Origin of the sequence: Thalassobius sp. Cn5-15, from assembly GCF_022347685.1 — a bacterium.
In the GTDB taxonomy this organism is placed as follows: domain Bacteria; phylum Pseudomonadota; class Alphaproteobacteria; order Rhodobacterales; family Rhodobacteraceae; genus Thalassobius.
Genome location: NZ_JAKRGF010000006.1, coordinates 139,623 through 154,877 on the forward strand (window position 1 = coordinate 139,623; position 15,255 = coordinate 154,877).

General features: G+C 57.4%; 12 protein-coding genes. 4 read left to right on the forward strand and 8 right to left on the reverse strand.

Features of this window, described 5'->3' with window-relative positions; all coding sequences use genetic code 11:
* Window positions 1-427 precede the first annotated feature (427 nt).
* Together MHM86_RS13780 and MHM86_RS13785 are read left to right on the forward strand one after the other, a co-directional pair.
* Window positions 428-1,846 carry a DUF3131 domain-containing protein gene (locus tag MHM86_RS13780; RefSeq protein ID WP_239200592.1) on the forward strand — a complete coding sequence of 473 codons (1,419 nt, stop codon included), beginning with the start codon at window positions 428-430 and terminating at the stop codon, window positions 1,844-1,846.
* Window positions 1,798-3,258: a hypothetical protein gene (locus MHM86_RS13785; RefSeq protein ID WP_239200593.1), complete on the forward strand. Its 1,461-nt coding sequence runs from the start codon at window positions 1,798-1,800 to the stop codon at window positions 3,256-3,258. The genes MHM86_RS13780 and MHM86_RS13785 overlap by 49 nt, the downstream gene beginning before the upstream one ends.
* 221 nt (window positions 3,259-3,479) lie before the next feature.
* Here MHM86_RS13785 and MHM86_RS13790 read toward each other — a convergent pair whose 3' ends face one another.
* Genes MHM86_RS13790 through MHM86_RS13810 form a run of 5 tightly spaced genes read right to left on the reverse strand, consistent with a single transcriptional unit; the run spans window position 3,480 to window position 10,096 of the window.
* Complete coding sequence (locus tag MHM86_RS13790) at window positions 3,480-4,781, reverse strand: DUF3131 domain-containing protein (RefSeq protein ID WP_239200595.1); 1,302 nt, start codon at window positions 4,779-4,781, stop codon at window positions 3,480-3,482.
* Entirely contained in the window at window positions 4,762-6,582 is a 1,821-nt protein-coding gene (locus MHM86_RS13795) for a glycosyltransferase (RefSeq protein WP_239200597.1), read from the reverse strand. The genes MHM86_RS13790 and MHM86_RS13795 overlap by 20 nt, the downstream gene beginning before the upstream one ends.
* 21 nt (window positions 6,583-6,603) lie before the next feature.
* On the reverse strand, window positions 6,604-7,350 hold the full coding sequence (locus MHM86_RS13800) for a hypothetical protein (protein WP_239200599.1): 747 nt from the start codon (window positions 7,348-7,350) through the stop codon (window positions 6,604-6,606).
* Window positions 7,347-8,876, reverse strand: coding sequence for a sugar phosphate nucleotidyltransferase (locus MHM86_RS13805; RefSeq protein ID WP_239200601.1), 1,530 nt, complete (start codon window positions 8,874-8,876; stop codon window positions 7,347-7,349). Before MHM86_RS13805 ends, MHM86_RS13800 begins: the two co-directional genes overlap by 4 nt.
* Complete coding sequence (locus MHM86_RS13810) at window positions 8,870-10,096, reverse strand: acyltransferase (RefSeq protein WP_239200603.1); 1,227 nt, start codon at window positions 10,094-10,096, stop codon at window positions 8,870-8,872. The genes MHM86_RS13805 and MHM86_RS13810 overlap by 7 nt, the downstream gene beginning before the upstream one ends.
* A 176-nt stretch (window positions 10,097-10,272) precedes the next feature.
* On the opposite strand from MHM86_RS13810, the gene MHM86_RS13815 reads away from it, so the two are divergent.
* Together MHM86_RS13815 and MHM86_RS13820 are read left to right on the forward strand one after the other, a co-directional pair.
* Entirely contained in the window at window positions 10,273-10,932 is a 660-nt protein-coding gene (locus MHM86_RS13815; protein ID WP_239200605.1) for an OmpA family protein, read from the forward strand.
* Window positions 10,933-11,028: 96 nt separating this feature from the next.
* Entirely contained in the window at window positions 11,029-11,916 is an 888-nt protein-coding gene (locus MHM86_RS13820; protein WP_239200607.1) for a family 16 glycosylhydrolase, read from the forward strand.
* On the opposite strand, the gene MHM86_RS13825 is transcribed toward MHM86_RS13820, so the two are convergent.
* From MHM86_RS13825 to accD, 3 genes are all read right to left on the reverse strand, one after another.
* Complete coding sequence (locus MHM86_RS13825) at window positions 11,866-12,786, reverse strand: AEC family transporter (protein WP_239200609.1); 921 nt, start codon at window positions 12,784-12,786, stop codon at window positions 11,866-11,868. The two genes, MHM86_RS13820 and MHM86_RS13825, sit on opposite strands and share 51 nt — an antisense overlap.
* Before the next feature lie 228 nt (window positions 12,787-13,014).
* Window positions 13,015-14,301, reverse strand: a complete 1,287-nt coding sequence (locus MHM86_RS13830; protein ID WP_239200611.1) for a folylpolyglutamate synthase/dihydrofolate synthase family protein — start codon at window positions 14,299-14,301, stop codon at window positions 13,015-13,017.
* Entirely contained in the window at window positions 14,298-15,251 is a 954-nt protein-coding gene (accD, locus tag MHM86_RS13835; protein ID WP_239200613.1) for an acetyl-CoA carboxylase, carboxyltransferase subunit beta, read from the reverse strand. Before accD ends, MHM86_RS13830 begins: the two co-directional genes overlap by 4 nt.
* Between the last annotated feature and the right edge of the window lie 4 nt (window positions 15,252-15,255).

A 15,255-nucleotide genomic window follows, 5' to 3' on the forward strand; every position in this document is an offset into this window, starting at 1 on the left:
CTGGTCTAGGGCAAAGTTCTTAATTTTAGGTTTTCTTCGCCACGACACGGTCGATTTTTCCAGGAACGGGATCTGTCTGGGAAAACATCCGCTCTGGTCGCTTTTTGTTAAGGTGTTTTGTGTTTGATGCTGGGGAATCAGGTTGGAGTGTCCGATGCCTCAGCAATCAAAAAGGTCCAAAGGTCGATCCCCGCTTATTGGGGGGATTTTGCTGTGCTCGGCGATCTTGCTGCTGAGCGGGGCCAGTTATTCTGTTGGCATCACAGCACGACAGGTGTTCTTGCAACAGGAAGAGGAAATCGTGCCGATCATCGCGGGGGGAGCATTAGATGACATTCCCGCTCTGATGCGAGGCAACCTGCCTAGCGCGACGCTTAGTTTGGTGGAAGGGCGACCAAAGCGGGTCAAGCCTCCGCGGATGTGCGAAATGCCCGCCGATTTTTTCGAACGTCTGGAACGTGGTACATCGGTGCCTGCCGGCTATTCGCCCCACAACGCCTACGTGCGTAAATATCGGGCTCGTCGTGGGTTCCTGACGGACCGTGAACTGCGCGCGGCCAAGGTGGCTTGGCACTACTTTGAACAATTCACGCAGGAAACCACAGGGTTGGCAAATTCAGTTGGGAATTATCCGTCAACAACCCTGTGGGATACGGCATCTTACATGGCGGGTTTGGTTGCCGCTTATGAGTTATGCCTAATCGAAAAGCCTGAGTTTGATCAGCGGATGACCCGTTTGCTGACCACGATCAAGGGGTTGGAGCTGTTTCGGATGGAGCTGCCCAACAAAGTATATCACACCAAAACAGGGGCCAAGGTTGATTATACCAACAAGCCCGGTGAAATCGGCTTCTCGGCATTGGATATTGGGCGGTTTCTCGTTTGGCTGCGGATCTGCAAGAACCGTTATCCCTATCTGGCCAACACGATCGATTCTGTTCTTTTGAAGTGGGACTTTCGCAACGCTATCGATGAGGAAGGCCTTTTGTTTGGCGCTTATGTCGACAAGGACACCGGCGAAACCGTCTACGCGCAAGAAGGGCGGCTGGGATATGAGGAGTACGCGGCCAAGGGCTTTGCCCTCTGGGGGTTCCGACCCTTATTGGCGCATCGCGCGGAGCCGTTTTTAACCGCGTCGATTTTTGGTGTGCAGGTGCCATATGACGGGCGTGACCCTCGGGTGTTTCATTCGCAGAACTATGTGGTGACGGAATCTTACCTGCAGGATGGGATGGAACTGGGATTTGACCTGCCCCATGATGACGCAACGCCGGATTGGGTACACAGCGACGGCTGGCGCGCTGAATTTGCCGATCGCATTTATCAGGTGCAGGAAAACCGCTGGCGACGCACCGGTTTCATGACCGCACGCTCCGAACACAACGTGAAGGGACCACCTTATTTCACCTACGATACCATTTTTTCGGATGGCTATCCGTGGAACACGGTCACACCGCGCGGCGACTATGTGCCTGATCATGCGGCCGTTTCGGCCAAAGCGGCGCTGGGCCTCTGGGCCTTGTGGGAAAGTGAGTACACTGACGTCCTGTTTGAGGCGATCATCGAACTCTATGACCCGGAAAACGGGATGTATGAGGGGCTGTATGAACGCGGTCAGGGCAGGGTAGAAATTTTCACAGCCAACAACAACGGCATCATTCTGACAGCGCTGCTGCACAAGGTGCAGGGCACCATCTTGACCCCTTATCTGGGCGAGACTGAGGTTTGGTACACAGCCTTCCGTGATCAGGATATCCGGCTGCGACGGAACTATCCGGATCCGCCACAGAAACGGGATTGGCTGCCAGCGTTACGACATTCGGTTCAGGAAAAGGCGGACTTCTGATGATACATCTTAGCTTTACAACAAAATTCCTTGGAGTTGGCTTGATCGCCTTGAATGTTATGAACGCAGCTCCAGCCATGGCTCAAACAGGAGATGGCGGTGCCCGAACAGCAGAATTCACCGCCGAAAGCGCAATTGTCGATACCGCGATTCCGTTCGCCATTGGCGCGAGCGAGGCGCGCCAGTCCCTGCGCGGCGCTTTTGGCTGGCCAACCTTTCAGGAAGGCTTGGTCGAAGGAGTCTATTTTCGTTTCGACCCTGACGGTTATGCTCGATTTTCGCCCAATCCACGGCTGGACGTGGATGTGTTTGAGGTCCTGTGCAAAGCTCGTACCAAAGAATGCCATGCACGAAAGGCCGGGCTGACCGTTATTCTGACACCGCGTGGTCAGTTACAGATCACTCTGGAAGGGGTGATCGGCGGTGATTCATTTTTCCTTTCTGAAGGGGTGAGCGAAATTCAGGTGCCCGAACGGGTACTGCAACCGCTGGACGTCCAGATGGAAAATCTGCTGGCATCGTCCCTTGAACTGGTTGTGCGCCGCGGTGGTGAAGAAGTGAGCCGACATTCCCTGCGCGGGTTTCTCGCAGCAACGGCTTACTTGCGCTGGATTACCAACAATCAGGATTACGCTGTGTTGCCTCGTGACTGGCCGGTACCCAATGGCCGTCAGGTCACCGCAGGTCAGCGCGCGACACAGAATGCCAATTGGCAATCGCCCATGCCACAGCCGCAGGTTATTGCAATTACTCCATCAATCGCCACGCCCAATCCTGTCATGGGGTTGGAGGCAGATCGCATAGACGCCCAGCTGCAGGACCTGCGCGACCTGCTGCAACAATTGCGATCAGGCGATGACCAATACAGGGGCGTCGGGGCAGTTGATGCAGAGACTCAGCACCAGACTGCCCGAGTTGAGGAATTGTTGCTGGATCTGTCAGCTCAGGTGCAAGGCCTGCAGGAGGCCAAGACGATTGTGCCTGTGCCCGATCTTGCCGCGCAGCCGGACCTGACCGTCGCAACGATGGGCAGCGATCCGATGCTGCTTGCACCACAGACCACAAATAGCGCGACAGATAAACTCGCCTATCTGGTGGAAGAATTGGGGTTAGACCTGCGTTCGGCGGTGGCAGTGCTTGAGCTCGCCGAAGCTGGCGGACAACGGGATGCGTCACCTCCCGCGGATGGTATGCTTGAGCGGTTAAACTTATCGCCAGGTCTTGCAGCGCAAGGTGTGGACAGCTTGCTCAACGCGGAAATACCGCAGTTTGAAGCGGGTGGTTTCGCGGAATCTTCTTTGCCGCCAGGCGTCCGGACAGCTGCCTCAACCACAGTCACTGATTATTTGTTGCTGTCAGACTATTTCCGGTCTGCCGCATTGCCCGTGCTGTTGGCCAATCCGCCACGCTAGGGGCGTCAGAGAGATTTTTCACAGAACAGCGTCGTGAAAGAAGACCGCAGGACCGTTCGTGTCCTGCGCTTTGCATGACGGGGGAACAATCTTTGACGATAATCGATGCAAGCTGGATATCTGGTTCGTAGATCGACGGCCGTTGCAAAGCTGACTTGTTTTCATCGCTCTTGCGCTGATCGTATCGCATACACTTGCGGAATGAATCTTGTTTTCAATCTTTAGAGGGCGACCTGCATCAGCGGGCCGAAAGCGATGTAGTGAAGCGCCTCCAGAATCACAGCATTGGTGTTGGCTGTGTGAACTGCGTTGGTTTCGCCTGTCGCCTCGTATTTGCCGGACGCCCACCCCGTTTCACCGGCCAGATCAGCCAAATCTTCGCGCAGGGTGTTCGTATATTCACTGTTATACAACGCGTCCCAGCCAATGACTGCCTTGAGGCTGACGCTGCGCAGATCGGGGTGATGGCTGCCGTCTTCTGCGACTACGGCCCAGTCTTGTCCATTGCTATAGACCGAAGTGTAAAGGAAATGTGGCGCCCGATCGATGTGGCCTTCGGACACCATGGTCGCGATGCCGGTACGGTGAAATCTGTTTTCCTGTGCCTTATAGACCCGTTCGGCCAGCGTCCTGCTTTCTGCGGTCAGCCCCATTTCTAGCGCTTGCAGCAGAAACGGCTCACTCAGGATTGGTGTCACCGCCTTGTAAACGTTGGCGCGGCGTTGGTCTGTGGGCACCTCTACGCCTTCGATATCACGCCATGTCAGGATTGGTTTGGCGGTGGCTGCGTCCAGAACATCCAATCCCCAAAGGGCAGCTGAGCGTGCGCCATATTGTTCGTAGCCTAGCCGCCCCTCTTGCTGAAGCACGGTTTGACCATCGATGTGCGCAGCCCCGATGAGTCGACCTTGGCCGGTCATTACCGACAGGTCCCATTGCGCCAAGACGTGCCGTATGCGTGAGCCATAGATCGGGTGGTGATGTTCCAGCACCCGAAAGGCGGCCAGCATGCGGGTGACATCCAATGCTGACCAGCCGACCCCCTCTGGTGCCGTTTGGTTTTCATAGTCCACCATAGCGAGGGTGCGGGTGTCATAAACTTTGTTAGGGAGATGTCCCTGATAAAGCGGCAAACGTGCCATCGCGGTCAGAAATTGATCTGTGCGGGCAGTAAACTCTGTAGAGGATAACAAGGCTAAGCGTTCTGCAGCAACTAGCGCCAAGAGGTATGACCCCTGATCCCAAAGCGTTCCTGACGGAAAACCCGCGACAGCATCGACCAGCCCTGTTTCATGCCGTGTGTTGGCTTGGAAATAGGACCAGGCGGTTTTGGCGGTCGCCAAATCCTGCAAAGATAATCCGCGCCCCGGGTAAAGCGGCAGGGTGTTGCCGGAGTTGGGCAGGGATGCCTCCTGTGTCTGAAGGGGTAATGGGAACCCATCTATCAACAGGGTTGAGGCCGCTGTGATCGATAGACCTGTAAGGAAGACAAGACTGGAAAGGTTATTGCGAAACAGCATCATAGCGGGCACTCCGGCGAGAAGATTCTGGTGAAGGGGATGGTGGACGTTTGCGACTGGCGAAATGCAGCAGCGCGGCCATTGGTAGGCGCAGCAACATCATTGTGTTCCAGCCCAGCCAGAACAGATTTATTATAAGAAACCCCCCGCTGTAGCCGTCCACCTCGCGGGCCCATTGGAGTGCGCCGTAGAGGCCGGCGATCAACAGCAAGCCGGCCAGGACAAAAGAGGGACGGGCGAAGAGCATTTCGCGCCCAGCCCCCTCGGTTTTGGGGGTCGGAGGGAATTGGGGCCGTTTGCCGCGCAGCACCATGGCAAATGCGCGCAGTTGCAGTGGCAGGATCGCCACGGACAGATAGCGGCCGTTGGTGAGTGAGTGTCCCTTGCAGGCGATGAGCATTGCCAGTTCATGTGACAGAAGCATCGGTAGGAAATGCAGGAAAAAGGCAATGGAGTATGTGCTGACCGGTGCAGTGGCCGTTAGTAAAGAATAGGCGGGCGCCAGCAATAGGATTGGCGCCCACAGGATCGACAGGTATGCGTAGAACGTGGCGGCATAATGCAGTCGGTGGCGCAGCGGCATGTGGGGGCGGAATATCGCCGGATCGCGCAACATTAGGTCTATGCTGCCACCAGCGTATTTCAGGCGCTGGGTGCAAAACGCTTCCAGACTGCGGGGGGAGAGCATCTTGGCTTCCACCTGTGGGTGGAAAACGGATCGCCATGAATTTGGCGCGGCATGCATATCAATGGAGGTATAAAGATCCTCCGACACATGGAAGCGATAGGGTTGCAATGTGGGTGCTACTGCACTCAATGACTGTGTGAGACGTAGTTTTTTGTGCAACTGAGTTTGCGCGATGCATTTTTCGCTTATCGCCACCTTGAATACAGCCTCGCGCCGGTGGATTGACGCCGCCCCGCAGCAGAATGAAGCGTTGTTGCGATTTCGGCGGCGTTGGATGACATCAAAGAAAATTGTGGGACTGCTAAGGAACGGATCCCCGCTAAGGCGCAGCCGACCTATGCTGCGCCACACAGTCCGACGCAGGGGGCGGGGGCATTGGGGCCAGATCCGGTGCAGTATTCTGATCAGGGAGGGGCCTTCGGGGATGTCGTAAAACCAATGGGGTGTTTGGACCCAAGCAACGCGTTTATCGCGGAAGTATCCCATTGTGTTGTTGAGAAAGCTTGGCAGAAGTAACGTGTCGGCGTCGCAGATCAGCACAAAGTCGCCATCGGAATGGAACAGCCCGTTGCGCAGATTTCCCGCCTTGAAACCGGTGTTTGTACTGCGCGAAAGATAGACCACATCATCCGCCTGACAGAGCGCAGCCATCGCGGCGCGGTTCCCGTCGTCCAGAACATAGATTTGCACTTTGTTGCCCTTGGGCACACGAACCTGTTTGGCGGCCCGGATCGTTTCCGCGACGATGTGGCAAGGTTCATCGTAGGTGGTTATAAAGATGTCGATCAGAATGTGCTGTAGTTCGGTTCCATCTTGTAGTGCGGCTTCTTTTCGTGTCGCTGGCGGTGTGGCCTTCGGTGTGTCGCCTTCTTGCCAGATGTCGTAGAAGAACAGCGTTGTGCCGATGGCGAAAAGGGTTTCTGCCCCGGCGACGAGTACTGAAAAAAACAGCGCATCTGGGTTCAGCGAGGCCGTCCAGCGCCAATGCAGGTAGATAATGCTAAACCCGATGGCAATTCCAGCGCTGAGATGCCAGACCATCCGCCGCCGTGCCGACATAGGCGCAAAGTGCGGCGGCTGGCGGTGGTGGTAGCTGCGATAATAAGGACGGGACATGGGTTGCTTTCGGTGAGGAAATTAACGGGGATTCACCTGTCGGTGGTCACGGATCAGGGCATCTGCAACGCGAAGGATGGCAGCGCGCTCGTCCCCGTTGTGGGTCGTATCCTTGGAGCCTGTGGAAAATGCCCAGACGCCTGCATTGATCTTGATCCGGATATCACGGGCCAACATCACATCCTGTGTAAGTGACGCGAAAACCGAATATTCATAGTGGCAGTCTCCGTGAGGCTCGTTGAACGAAAAGAAGATGTTCAGAGTTGGTTGCCCGGGAATGGTTTTGACAGTGTCCCGATCAACCACGCGCAGGCCTGCTGCGGTGAGTTTGGCTACAAAGGCATTGTGTACACGCTGTCCGAATTCGTCCGGGTGGCCGGGGGCAGGTTTCAGACGTGTCAGATCCACATGCAGGGCCGTGATCCCGCGCAGCGCCTCGATTTTCAGCGATTGCGGTACTGCGAGGGGGTCAAAACCAACGGACAATTCTGCATCCTGCGCCGAGCAAACTGCAGGCGCGTTAGGATCGTTACGCCCTTTTGCCGTGCCGAAACCACGTGGGTCCATGACGCCGAATAGACGGTAGATTTCGGACGAATAGTCCATGGGCAGGGGGCGGCTAGAGAACTCTCGCTTGGTGAGGCAACTGGCGCCGTTCGGACAATTGGGACCGACGCGATGGTAGCGTTCCCAAAGGATCCAGAACCGATCCTCGGCGAAGGTGGGAGTTGCGATCAGACACAGTAAGAGCAGGAGATGCCGCATCATGCGCTAGACCCCGCGATTTGCGGCAGGCTGACCTTGCGCTCGTTTTCTGGCAAAGGGCCGGTGCGATCCAAAGGCACTTTGGCAAAGTTGGTGAAGCCGCCATCCGCGTTGGTATAGGGTATGGCCCAATCAGGGCCTGCAAGCTGGCCGTCGATCCAAGCGCCGGATCGGACCCATGTATTTGGCAGGAGTAGGCTGTCCGAGATGAGGCATCCAGCCTCAACACGGCAACCAGCCCCAATCACGCATGGCCCGTTGATCGTCACACCAGGCGCGATGGAGGTTCCCGGACCAATATAGCAGGGCCCATTGAGTGCTGCGCGCCGCGAAACTTTGGCATCGCTGGCGAGCCATATAGTTTTGCCACTGCTTGATGGAGAGAGCGCCGCGCAGTGGTGTATTTGATCGGCTGGGCAAAGCGTTTTGAGGTGGCCACGAATTGCGTTGAAATGGGCCCTAACGTAGTCACGGGGACATCCCATATCCACCCATTCAAACGGTTTGGTGTAGGACTGTATGTGCCCCCCGCGCGCGAGTATCGCAGGCAACAGATGGGTGGCGATGTCCTGTCCGTCATGACAGGGTAAATTGGTCAGGACGCTGGGATGGAAGATGTAAATGCCCGTGTTGGCGAGGGTGCTTAGCGCGTGATCTGGTTGCGGTTTTTCCTGAAATGCCAGAACACGCCCTGTCCGGTTGGTGCGTAAGATCCCGTATTTTGATGTGTCCGCCAGCGGCACAGTTGCGGTGGCTATGGTCACCGCAGCCCCGCATTCACGGTGTGCCTGCATCATGTCGGCCAGATCAATATCGATCAGCGCATCCCCGCAGAGGACGAAACTGTCCGTGTCAAAAACCCGGTGGCGCTGTTGTAGTTGCGCCAGCGTGCTGGCCGACCCGACTGGCGCGCCGTGCCAACCTTCGCCATCATCACGACCTTCGGCAAAGAAGTGCAGCCGTTGCGCGGGATGGCTGGTACGTATGTCGTGGATTTGGTCGCCCTTGTAGCCAGGGTTAAGCAGGATATCGTTCAGCCCAAACTGGGAGAGATGGCGGATCAGATGACTAATGAGGGGCGCACCGAACAAATCCAGCATCGGCTTGGGGCTGGCATCAGTCAGCGGTGCCATCCGGCTGCCCGTTCCCGCACACAAGATCAGCGCTTTGCTGCCTGCAAGTCGCTGTGACTGAAAACGCTTGTCGCGCAGCGCATCGGACTTCGAGGTATAATAAGATATCAGGGCGGTCGCACCGCTGCCTTGGATCCTGTCGACAACACTTGGCAGGGCATTGCAGAACGCCAAAGTGCGCCCGGTCCCAAAATCAGCTGAAAATTCAATCAACGCGCCAAGGCCTGCGTTGGTCAGGCTGCGCGTTTTGCTGAGATCGACCAGCATCGCATGACGCCCACGACCGACCATCTGATCGCGCGCTTGCATCAGATGCGGTAGCGCAGAGGCGGTCAGGCGGTGGCTGACAAGTTGCAAGATGGTGATGCCACCTTCATCGTATTGATTGGTCAGCATGAAGTCTCCTCCTTTTGGGGGGCGGGCGTTTTACTGGTAAACGGGGTAAGGAATGCGATCTGTGGGGGCGGCCCCAGGCCGATTGTCCAGGCCAGTGCTTTGGTCCGTTTCAGCAGTTGGACCAGCCCTAGTGTCAGCGGAAGGGCAAAAGCGATTTTGAAGATCACCTGAAGGATGGGGGCAATGTCTTCTGGTAGCAACACTTCGGCGATATCCAAAAATATCGGATGGCACAGATAGATGCCCAGCGAATAGGGCGCCCATTTAGGCAATTGTTTCGGCCATTTGGCACTGGTCAATACCATCGCCAGCAACAATAGGACCACGGGCATAAGGAAGTCTGCCCAATAGCCAACCGGATCGTCAAAGACCCAACGCCCGGTGGCAATCACCTTTGCGATTGTTTGTGCCTTGAAGTTTAGGAGCAGCGCCCCGCACAATAGCAGCGTCAGTGTTACAGCCCATGGGATGCTGCGGCGCAAAGAGGGGCCGTGGCGCATCCACAGCCCAGCAATCGCCGCGGCCGCTAGCCCGTAGCCCAGATAGCTGAGTATCTTGATCGCGCGGATGATGTAGGGCAGCGCGTCATTGCCCCAAAACACTGGGTATGCCCAGCGTTCCAGAGACCATTTCATCCACACTGCTAAACAGGCGCCTAAAACCATCCAAGGACGGGTGTAAGCAGCAAGAAACAATGGATAAAATAGTAGCAGCCCCAGCAATGTCGGAATGAAATGCAGGTGGTATTTTGCTGTGCCCAACAAGAGGTAGGAGAGCCATGTTTCAGGGGCGCCGAGGGTCGTAAAAGCCGCGCCCAGATAGCCCATGTGCCCCGCCTTCAATAGGGAGAAGAGGCTGTAGAAGGCCGTCCAGAACAAAAACGGGGGCAACAGGCGCTGGGCCTGCTGTCGTATTGTTTGCGAATATCCACGTGGGCGCAGCTTGAGTGACAGTGTCAGCAGGAAAATCGACAACATGACAAAAAGTTCGGTTCGCGCGCTGTAAAATAGCGTGCGTAGTATCATCGGCCACAGTCGATCCTCTGCAGTGGCTGAGGGGAAGGGCAGCCCGTGCCGATCAGCGGTGGCATGCAGGCCTAACATCGACAATCCAGCCATCAACCGCAGCCCGTCAATCCACGCCTGTCGCGTGCGCGCATCCCCCTTTGGGGCTGCTGGCAGAGCGCCCGGGCGGGATCTGGATTGGGTGTCTTGCGGCATGCCGCCCTCCAATGTTGTGAACGCAAAGAGCGATCAGTTCGCGGGTAAGGTGCGGCATAGAATCGAAATAACCGGTTAACGTCGGGATGTAATTTTCAAAAAATCTATGCGTCGGCGCAGGTCAGTCTTCAGTTTCCTTTAACCCTTCAACGGTATTGCTTGGGCAGGAGGTTGCGATGCATATGATTCGTAAAGCAGCACTGTTCGGCGTGGTTTTTGTGGTGTTCTACGCGCCACCGGCTGAGGCGGCTGGGCCGTCGCAGGCGCTGTGTGAGCAGATATATGAACAGACATCGGTGTTGGCTGCTGGCTGTTCTGCGATGACGAAACAGTTGGTGGTTTCTGGCGTGGCTGAGGGTGCTCCGGCTGCCAGTACGCAGAGGCAACCGGTGCGTACAGTCAAAGCGCGCGCACACGGCGCTCAGCGCGCGGGGCCGCCGGCAAGTGCGGGGTCTGCTGCGCTGTTGACGGACCGCCAACAAGAATCTCATGTGTTTTTTCCATCTGGTGGTCAGCAGTTGGATTCCACCGCGGAGGCGCAAATTGCGCGGATTGCGCAGGTTTTGCAAACGCCGGTGATGCAGGGGGCGTGCCTGCGTCTGGTCGGCCATTCCGATAGCGTGGGTGCCGCTCAGGCAAATCAAACGCTGTCGCTGGCGCGGGCGCAACGTGTGGCGGATCAGCTGCGTGGCTTACTGCCAGATCCGACCCGCGTACAAGAAGTGATGGGCGTGGGGGAGGAGGAGGCTTTGTCGGATTTCGATCCCGCAGCCCGCGAAAATCGGCGCGTTGCGTTCTGGGTGCGAAGCTGTACCCAGCAGACCGCCGCACGCTAGTGGGATCTGTTAACCAGTTATTAATTTTCGGATCCTACTGCGCCCGTCAATCGTGGTTAAGGTTAACAATCGTTAACCTTAACCACGGGGTGGGATGTGTTGATCAGGGCATTGGGGCTGTCGGTGGGGCTGTTTCTGGCGACTATGTTCGCGGACGGGTCTGCGAAACCCGCGCAGGCGGCGGGTCGGTTAGACGCGGTGATGGAGACGTCTATGCAAACAGATGTGATCCGCACTGCATTGCCAGACTTTGTGGATAGGTTTCGTGACCAAATTGGATCAGAGTGGCAAATTGCAGAGTATGATTTCACCCACCCTATTTTCGATACAGACTGGCGGCGCGATCTGGTGCAGATCACGGATCGCGCGGTGCTATCTTTGCAGCCACGTGAGGATGAAGTCGCCGGGAGCAACCGTTTCCTCGGCGCGGCGTTTCGGCGGACGCAGCCCACAGGTTATGGCCGCTACGAAGCCTGGATGCGTGCCGGGCGTGGCGCGGGGGTGGTGACGGGGTTCTTCGCCTATACCGGTCCTTACTATGGCACCCGCCATGATGAGATTGATATGGAGTTTCTGGGTCAAGACACTCGTAAGGTGCAGCTGTCTTGGTGGGTCGATGGGGTGTTGCGCAGCCATGTTGTGCCTTTGGGGTTCGATGCGGCAGCGGGGATGCATCACTATGCCTTTGATTGGATGCCTGAGGGGGTGCGGTGGTTTGTGGATGGCCGGTTGATCTATCAGGTCACAGAGGGACCGCTGCCGCGTTACCCCGGCTATCTGTCCTTTAATCTCTGGGCGGTGGATCCTTCGGTGGCGAGTTGGGCGGGTCATGCGCAGCCGCAGACGCGCACCAGGGCGGAGGTGTTCGGCGCGGGTTTTACACCATTCAGCGATCCGGTTGTCGCACCATTTGCGACACTAAATGATCCAGCGCTAGAGCGCGGCGATAATAGCGGAGAGGGTCACGATCGACAGGGTGGTTGAAACCAATATCGCTGCAGAAGCGCGTTGAGGTGCCACGCCATAGTGTTGCGCCAAAATGTAGACGTTGCCGGCAACCGGTAGGGCAGCGGCCGCGATCATGACTTTGGCGGTGAGGGCATCGACCTGAAACAGAATTAATGCCGTGACGGCCACTGCCAGCGGGTGCAGCACGAGTTTCGCGAAACTTAGCCAAGAGGCGACGGTCAGACGCTCTGCCGATTTTCCTGCGAGAGATGCACCAATGGCAAACAAGGCACCAGGTGTCGCCGCCGCGCCAAGGAGAGTTAGGAAATCGTCCATCGGCTGTGGCATGGGTAGGTTCAGTGCGGCCCAGATCAGGCCGAGAGTGATCGACACGATCATCGGGTTTGCCATCAGACCACGCCCGATGCTGATCAGCACCGCTGGTGACAGGCGGCCATCCCGCCGTGCGGTGATCACGATGACAATCAGGCTGCCGAACAGGATCAGATCGCAGGCCAGTACCAGCATCACTGGACCGATCGCCTCTGGTCCCAGCAGCATGGCCAGCATTGGTACACCCAAAAACCCGACGTTTCCGACAACAGCGCATTGGGCTTCGATGGCGGCCTCCTCTATTCCGCGCTGGCGGATCAGGGCCAAAGAGGTTGCAATGCCATAAACAACGAGTGACCCTGCGGCATAGGCCGCGACCGCGTTGATCTCGAACACCTCTGACAGGCTGAGAGATGCAGCAAAGCGAAATAACATCGCCGAAAGGGCGAAGTAGAATACAAACCGCGTCAGCCACGTGGTGGCCTCCGCCGGAAAGAAGCCGCTGCGGCCAGCGCCGAAGCCAAAGGCGATCAGCAGAAAAAACGGCAGTGTTTGTAGAAAGACATCAAGCATAAATTGGCGTTAGCAGGCATATTGCAAACAAAAAAGGGGGCCGTTGCGCCGACCCCTCTTTCTTGTCCTGCCTATCGTAACTTTGCCGACTGTGGCACGTTTGATGGTAATCTTGCCTGTTAAAACCCGAACAACTCACCACGGTGCGCGTTGTGTCCCAGCCGCGCACCTGAAAACCGTAGAGGTAGCTTAGGCGAATCGATGCGAATCAGTCAACAGGGTGATTCGTTAGCCATTCTCCCGCAGGATAGCCCCCGCGAGATAGAGCGAACCACAGATCAGAATGCGGGCGTTCGGCTCAGACGCGACGATCTGGTCCAGTGCGGTTTGCACATCTGCGGCCTCATGCGCCTGCATGCCAGCAGAACGCGCCATGCGGGCAGTTTCTGAGGCGGGCAGGGTGTTCGGTTCCCCTGGAATGGACACCGCGCTCAGGCTGGCCACATGAGGCACCATCGGGTTCAGATAGCCCGAGATGTCCTTGGTGTTCAGCATGCCACAGATCAGATGCGTCGGACGTTTTGCCAAGGTTGCCAGATGATCGCCAATAGCCTGACCGGCGGCGGGGTTGTGGCCGCCATCCAGCCATAGTTCTGCCTCTGGTGCGGCGTCGATCAGCGGGCCGGTGGTCAGGCGTTGCATCCGTGCGGGCCAGAAGGCATCGCTGACAGCGGCCTCGGCCGCGACATCGCCTTTCTTCAGGTGACGCAGAGCCGCAATCGCTGCGCCGGCGTTCTGGATCTGGTGGGCGCCGGGCAGGTTCGGCAGTGGTAGATCCAACAAGCCCTGTTCGTCCTGATAGATCAGGCGACCGCGCTCTTCCCAGACGTGCCAGTGCTGACCATAGGCGATCAGCGGTGCGCCGAGGCGGGCGGCGGTTGCTTCGATCACGTCCATCGCCTCGTCGGGTTGTGGGCCGACGATGCAGGGCACACCACGTTTGATGATGCCGGCTTTTTCGCCGGCGATCTTGGTCAGCGTGTCGCCAAGGAATTGTTCGTGGTCGATGGAAATCGGGGTGATGATGGTCAGTGCGGGCTGATCAATTACGTTGGTTGCATCCAGACGACCACCAAGGCCCACCTCCAGCAGTGTATAATCTGCTGGCGTACGGGCAAAGGCCAGGAGACCTGCACAGGTGGTGATCTCGAAATACGTGATGTTGTCGCCGTTGTTCTTGGCGTAGCACTCATCCAGAATGTCGGTCAGGTGATCTTCGGAAATCAGGTCACCCGCCAGGCGGATGCGTTCATGGAAGCGCGCCAGATGCGGCGAGGTGTAGGCATGTACTGTGTTACCCGCAGCCTCAAGCCCCGCACGGATCATTGCCTGCGTCGAACCCTTGCCGTTGGTGCCCGCGATATGGATCACTGGCGGCATTTTTTGTTGCGGATTGTCGAGCGCTTCCAGCAGACGCCAGACACGGTCCAGCGTCAGATCAATGATCTTGGGGTGCAGCGCCATCATCCGTGCAAGCACGGCGTCAGAGCCGTGCGCCGAATTGTCGATGGTCATTTTGCGTCAGCCTCTTCACCGGTCAGGGCCTCAGACAGGCTTTCGCCTTCTGCGTCGGCTTCTTGCGCTTCTGGGGCGGGCAGGTCGCCTTTGATAGCGGGGGGCATGCCCATCAACATGCGGATGATGGTGATCAGTTCATCGCGCATTTCGGTGCGTTTGGTCACGCGGTCCAGCATGCCGTGGTCCAGCAGATATTCTGCGCGCTGGAAGCCTTCGGGCAGCTTTTCGCGGATGGTCTGCTCAATCACACGGGGGCCGGCAAAGCAGATCAGCGCGTTCGGTTCCGAGATTTGCACGTCGCCCAGCATCGCGTAAGACGCGGTAACGCCGCCGGTGGTGGGGTGGGTCAGGACCACGATATAGGGTAAACCAGCCTCTTTCAGCATTTGCACGGCCACGGTTGTGCGTGGCATCTGCATCAGCGACAGGATACCTTCCTGCATCCGGGCGCCACCCGCGGCGGAGAACAGGATCAGCGGGCGCTGCAGCTCAACCGCTTTTTCAGCGGCGGCGATGATGGCGTTGCCCACATACATGCCCATAGACCCACCCATGAACGAGAAGTCCTGACAGGCGGCGACGATTGGGGTGTGGCCCATTTCACCGGCGGCGACCAGCATGGCTTCTTTCTCACCGGTCTTTTTCTGGGCGCCCTTCATGCGATCGGGGTATTTCTTCTGATCGCGGAATTGCAGCGGGTCGGCGGTGGGTGCGGGGACGTCCACCTCAGTGAAGATGCCGCCATCGAACAGGTTGGCAAAGCGTTCGCGCGGGGTGATCGCCATGTGGTGACCGCAGCCGGTGCAGACGTTGAGGTTATCGCTCAGTTCGCGGTGGAACAGCATGGTTCCGCATTCGCTACACTTCGTCCACAAATTCTCCGGCACTTCACGGCGGGAGAAGATCGAATTGATCCGCGGACGGACATAGTTGGTGATCCAGTTCATGAGC

Bases quoted from the DNA above. Each gene is read 5' to 3' on its own strand.
- MHM86_RS13780 (WP_239200592.1), top strand. From the start codon at position 428: ATGCCCGCCGATTTTTTCGAACGTCTGGAACGTGGTACATCGGTGCCT.
- MHM86_RS13790 (WP_239200595.1), bottom strand. From the start codon at position 4,781: ATGATGCTGTTTCGCAATAACCTTTCCAGTCTTGTCTTCCTTACAGGT.
- MHM86_RS13795 (WP_239200597.1), bottom strand. From the start codon at position 6,582: ATGTCCCGTCCTTATTATCGCAGCTACCACCACCGCCAGCCGCCGCAC.
- MHM86_RS13800 (WP_239200599.1), bottom strand. From the start codon at position 7,350: ATGATGCGGCATCTCCTGCTCTTACTGTGTCTGATCGCAACTCCCACC.
- MHM86_RS13805 (WP_239200601.1), bottom strand. From the start codon at position 8,876: ATGCTGACCAATCAATACGATGAAGGTGGCATCACCATCTTGCAACTT.
- MHM86_RS13810 (WP_239200603.1), bottom strand. From the start codon at position 10,096: ATGCCGCAAGACACCCAATCCAGATCCCGCCCGGGCGCTCTGCCAGCA.
- MHM86_RS13815 (WP_239200605.1), top strand. From the start codon at position 10,273: ATGCATATGATTCGTAAAGCAGCACTGTTCGGCGTGGTTTTTGTGGTG.
- MHM86_RS13825 (WP_239200609.1), bottom strand. From the start codon at position 12,786: ATGCTTGATGTCTTTCTACAAACACTGCCGTTTTTTCTGCTGATCGCC.
- MHM86_RS13830 (WP_239200611.1), bottom strand. From the start codon at position 14,301: ATGACCATCGACAATTCGGCGCACGGCTCTGACGCCGTGCTTGCACGG.
- accD (WP_239200613.1), bottom strand. From the start codon at position 15,251: ATGAACTGGATCACCAACTATGTCCGTCCGCGGATCAATTCGATCTTC.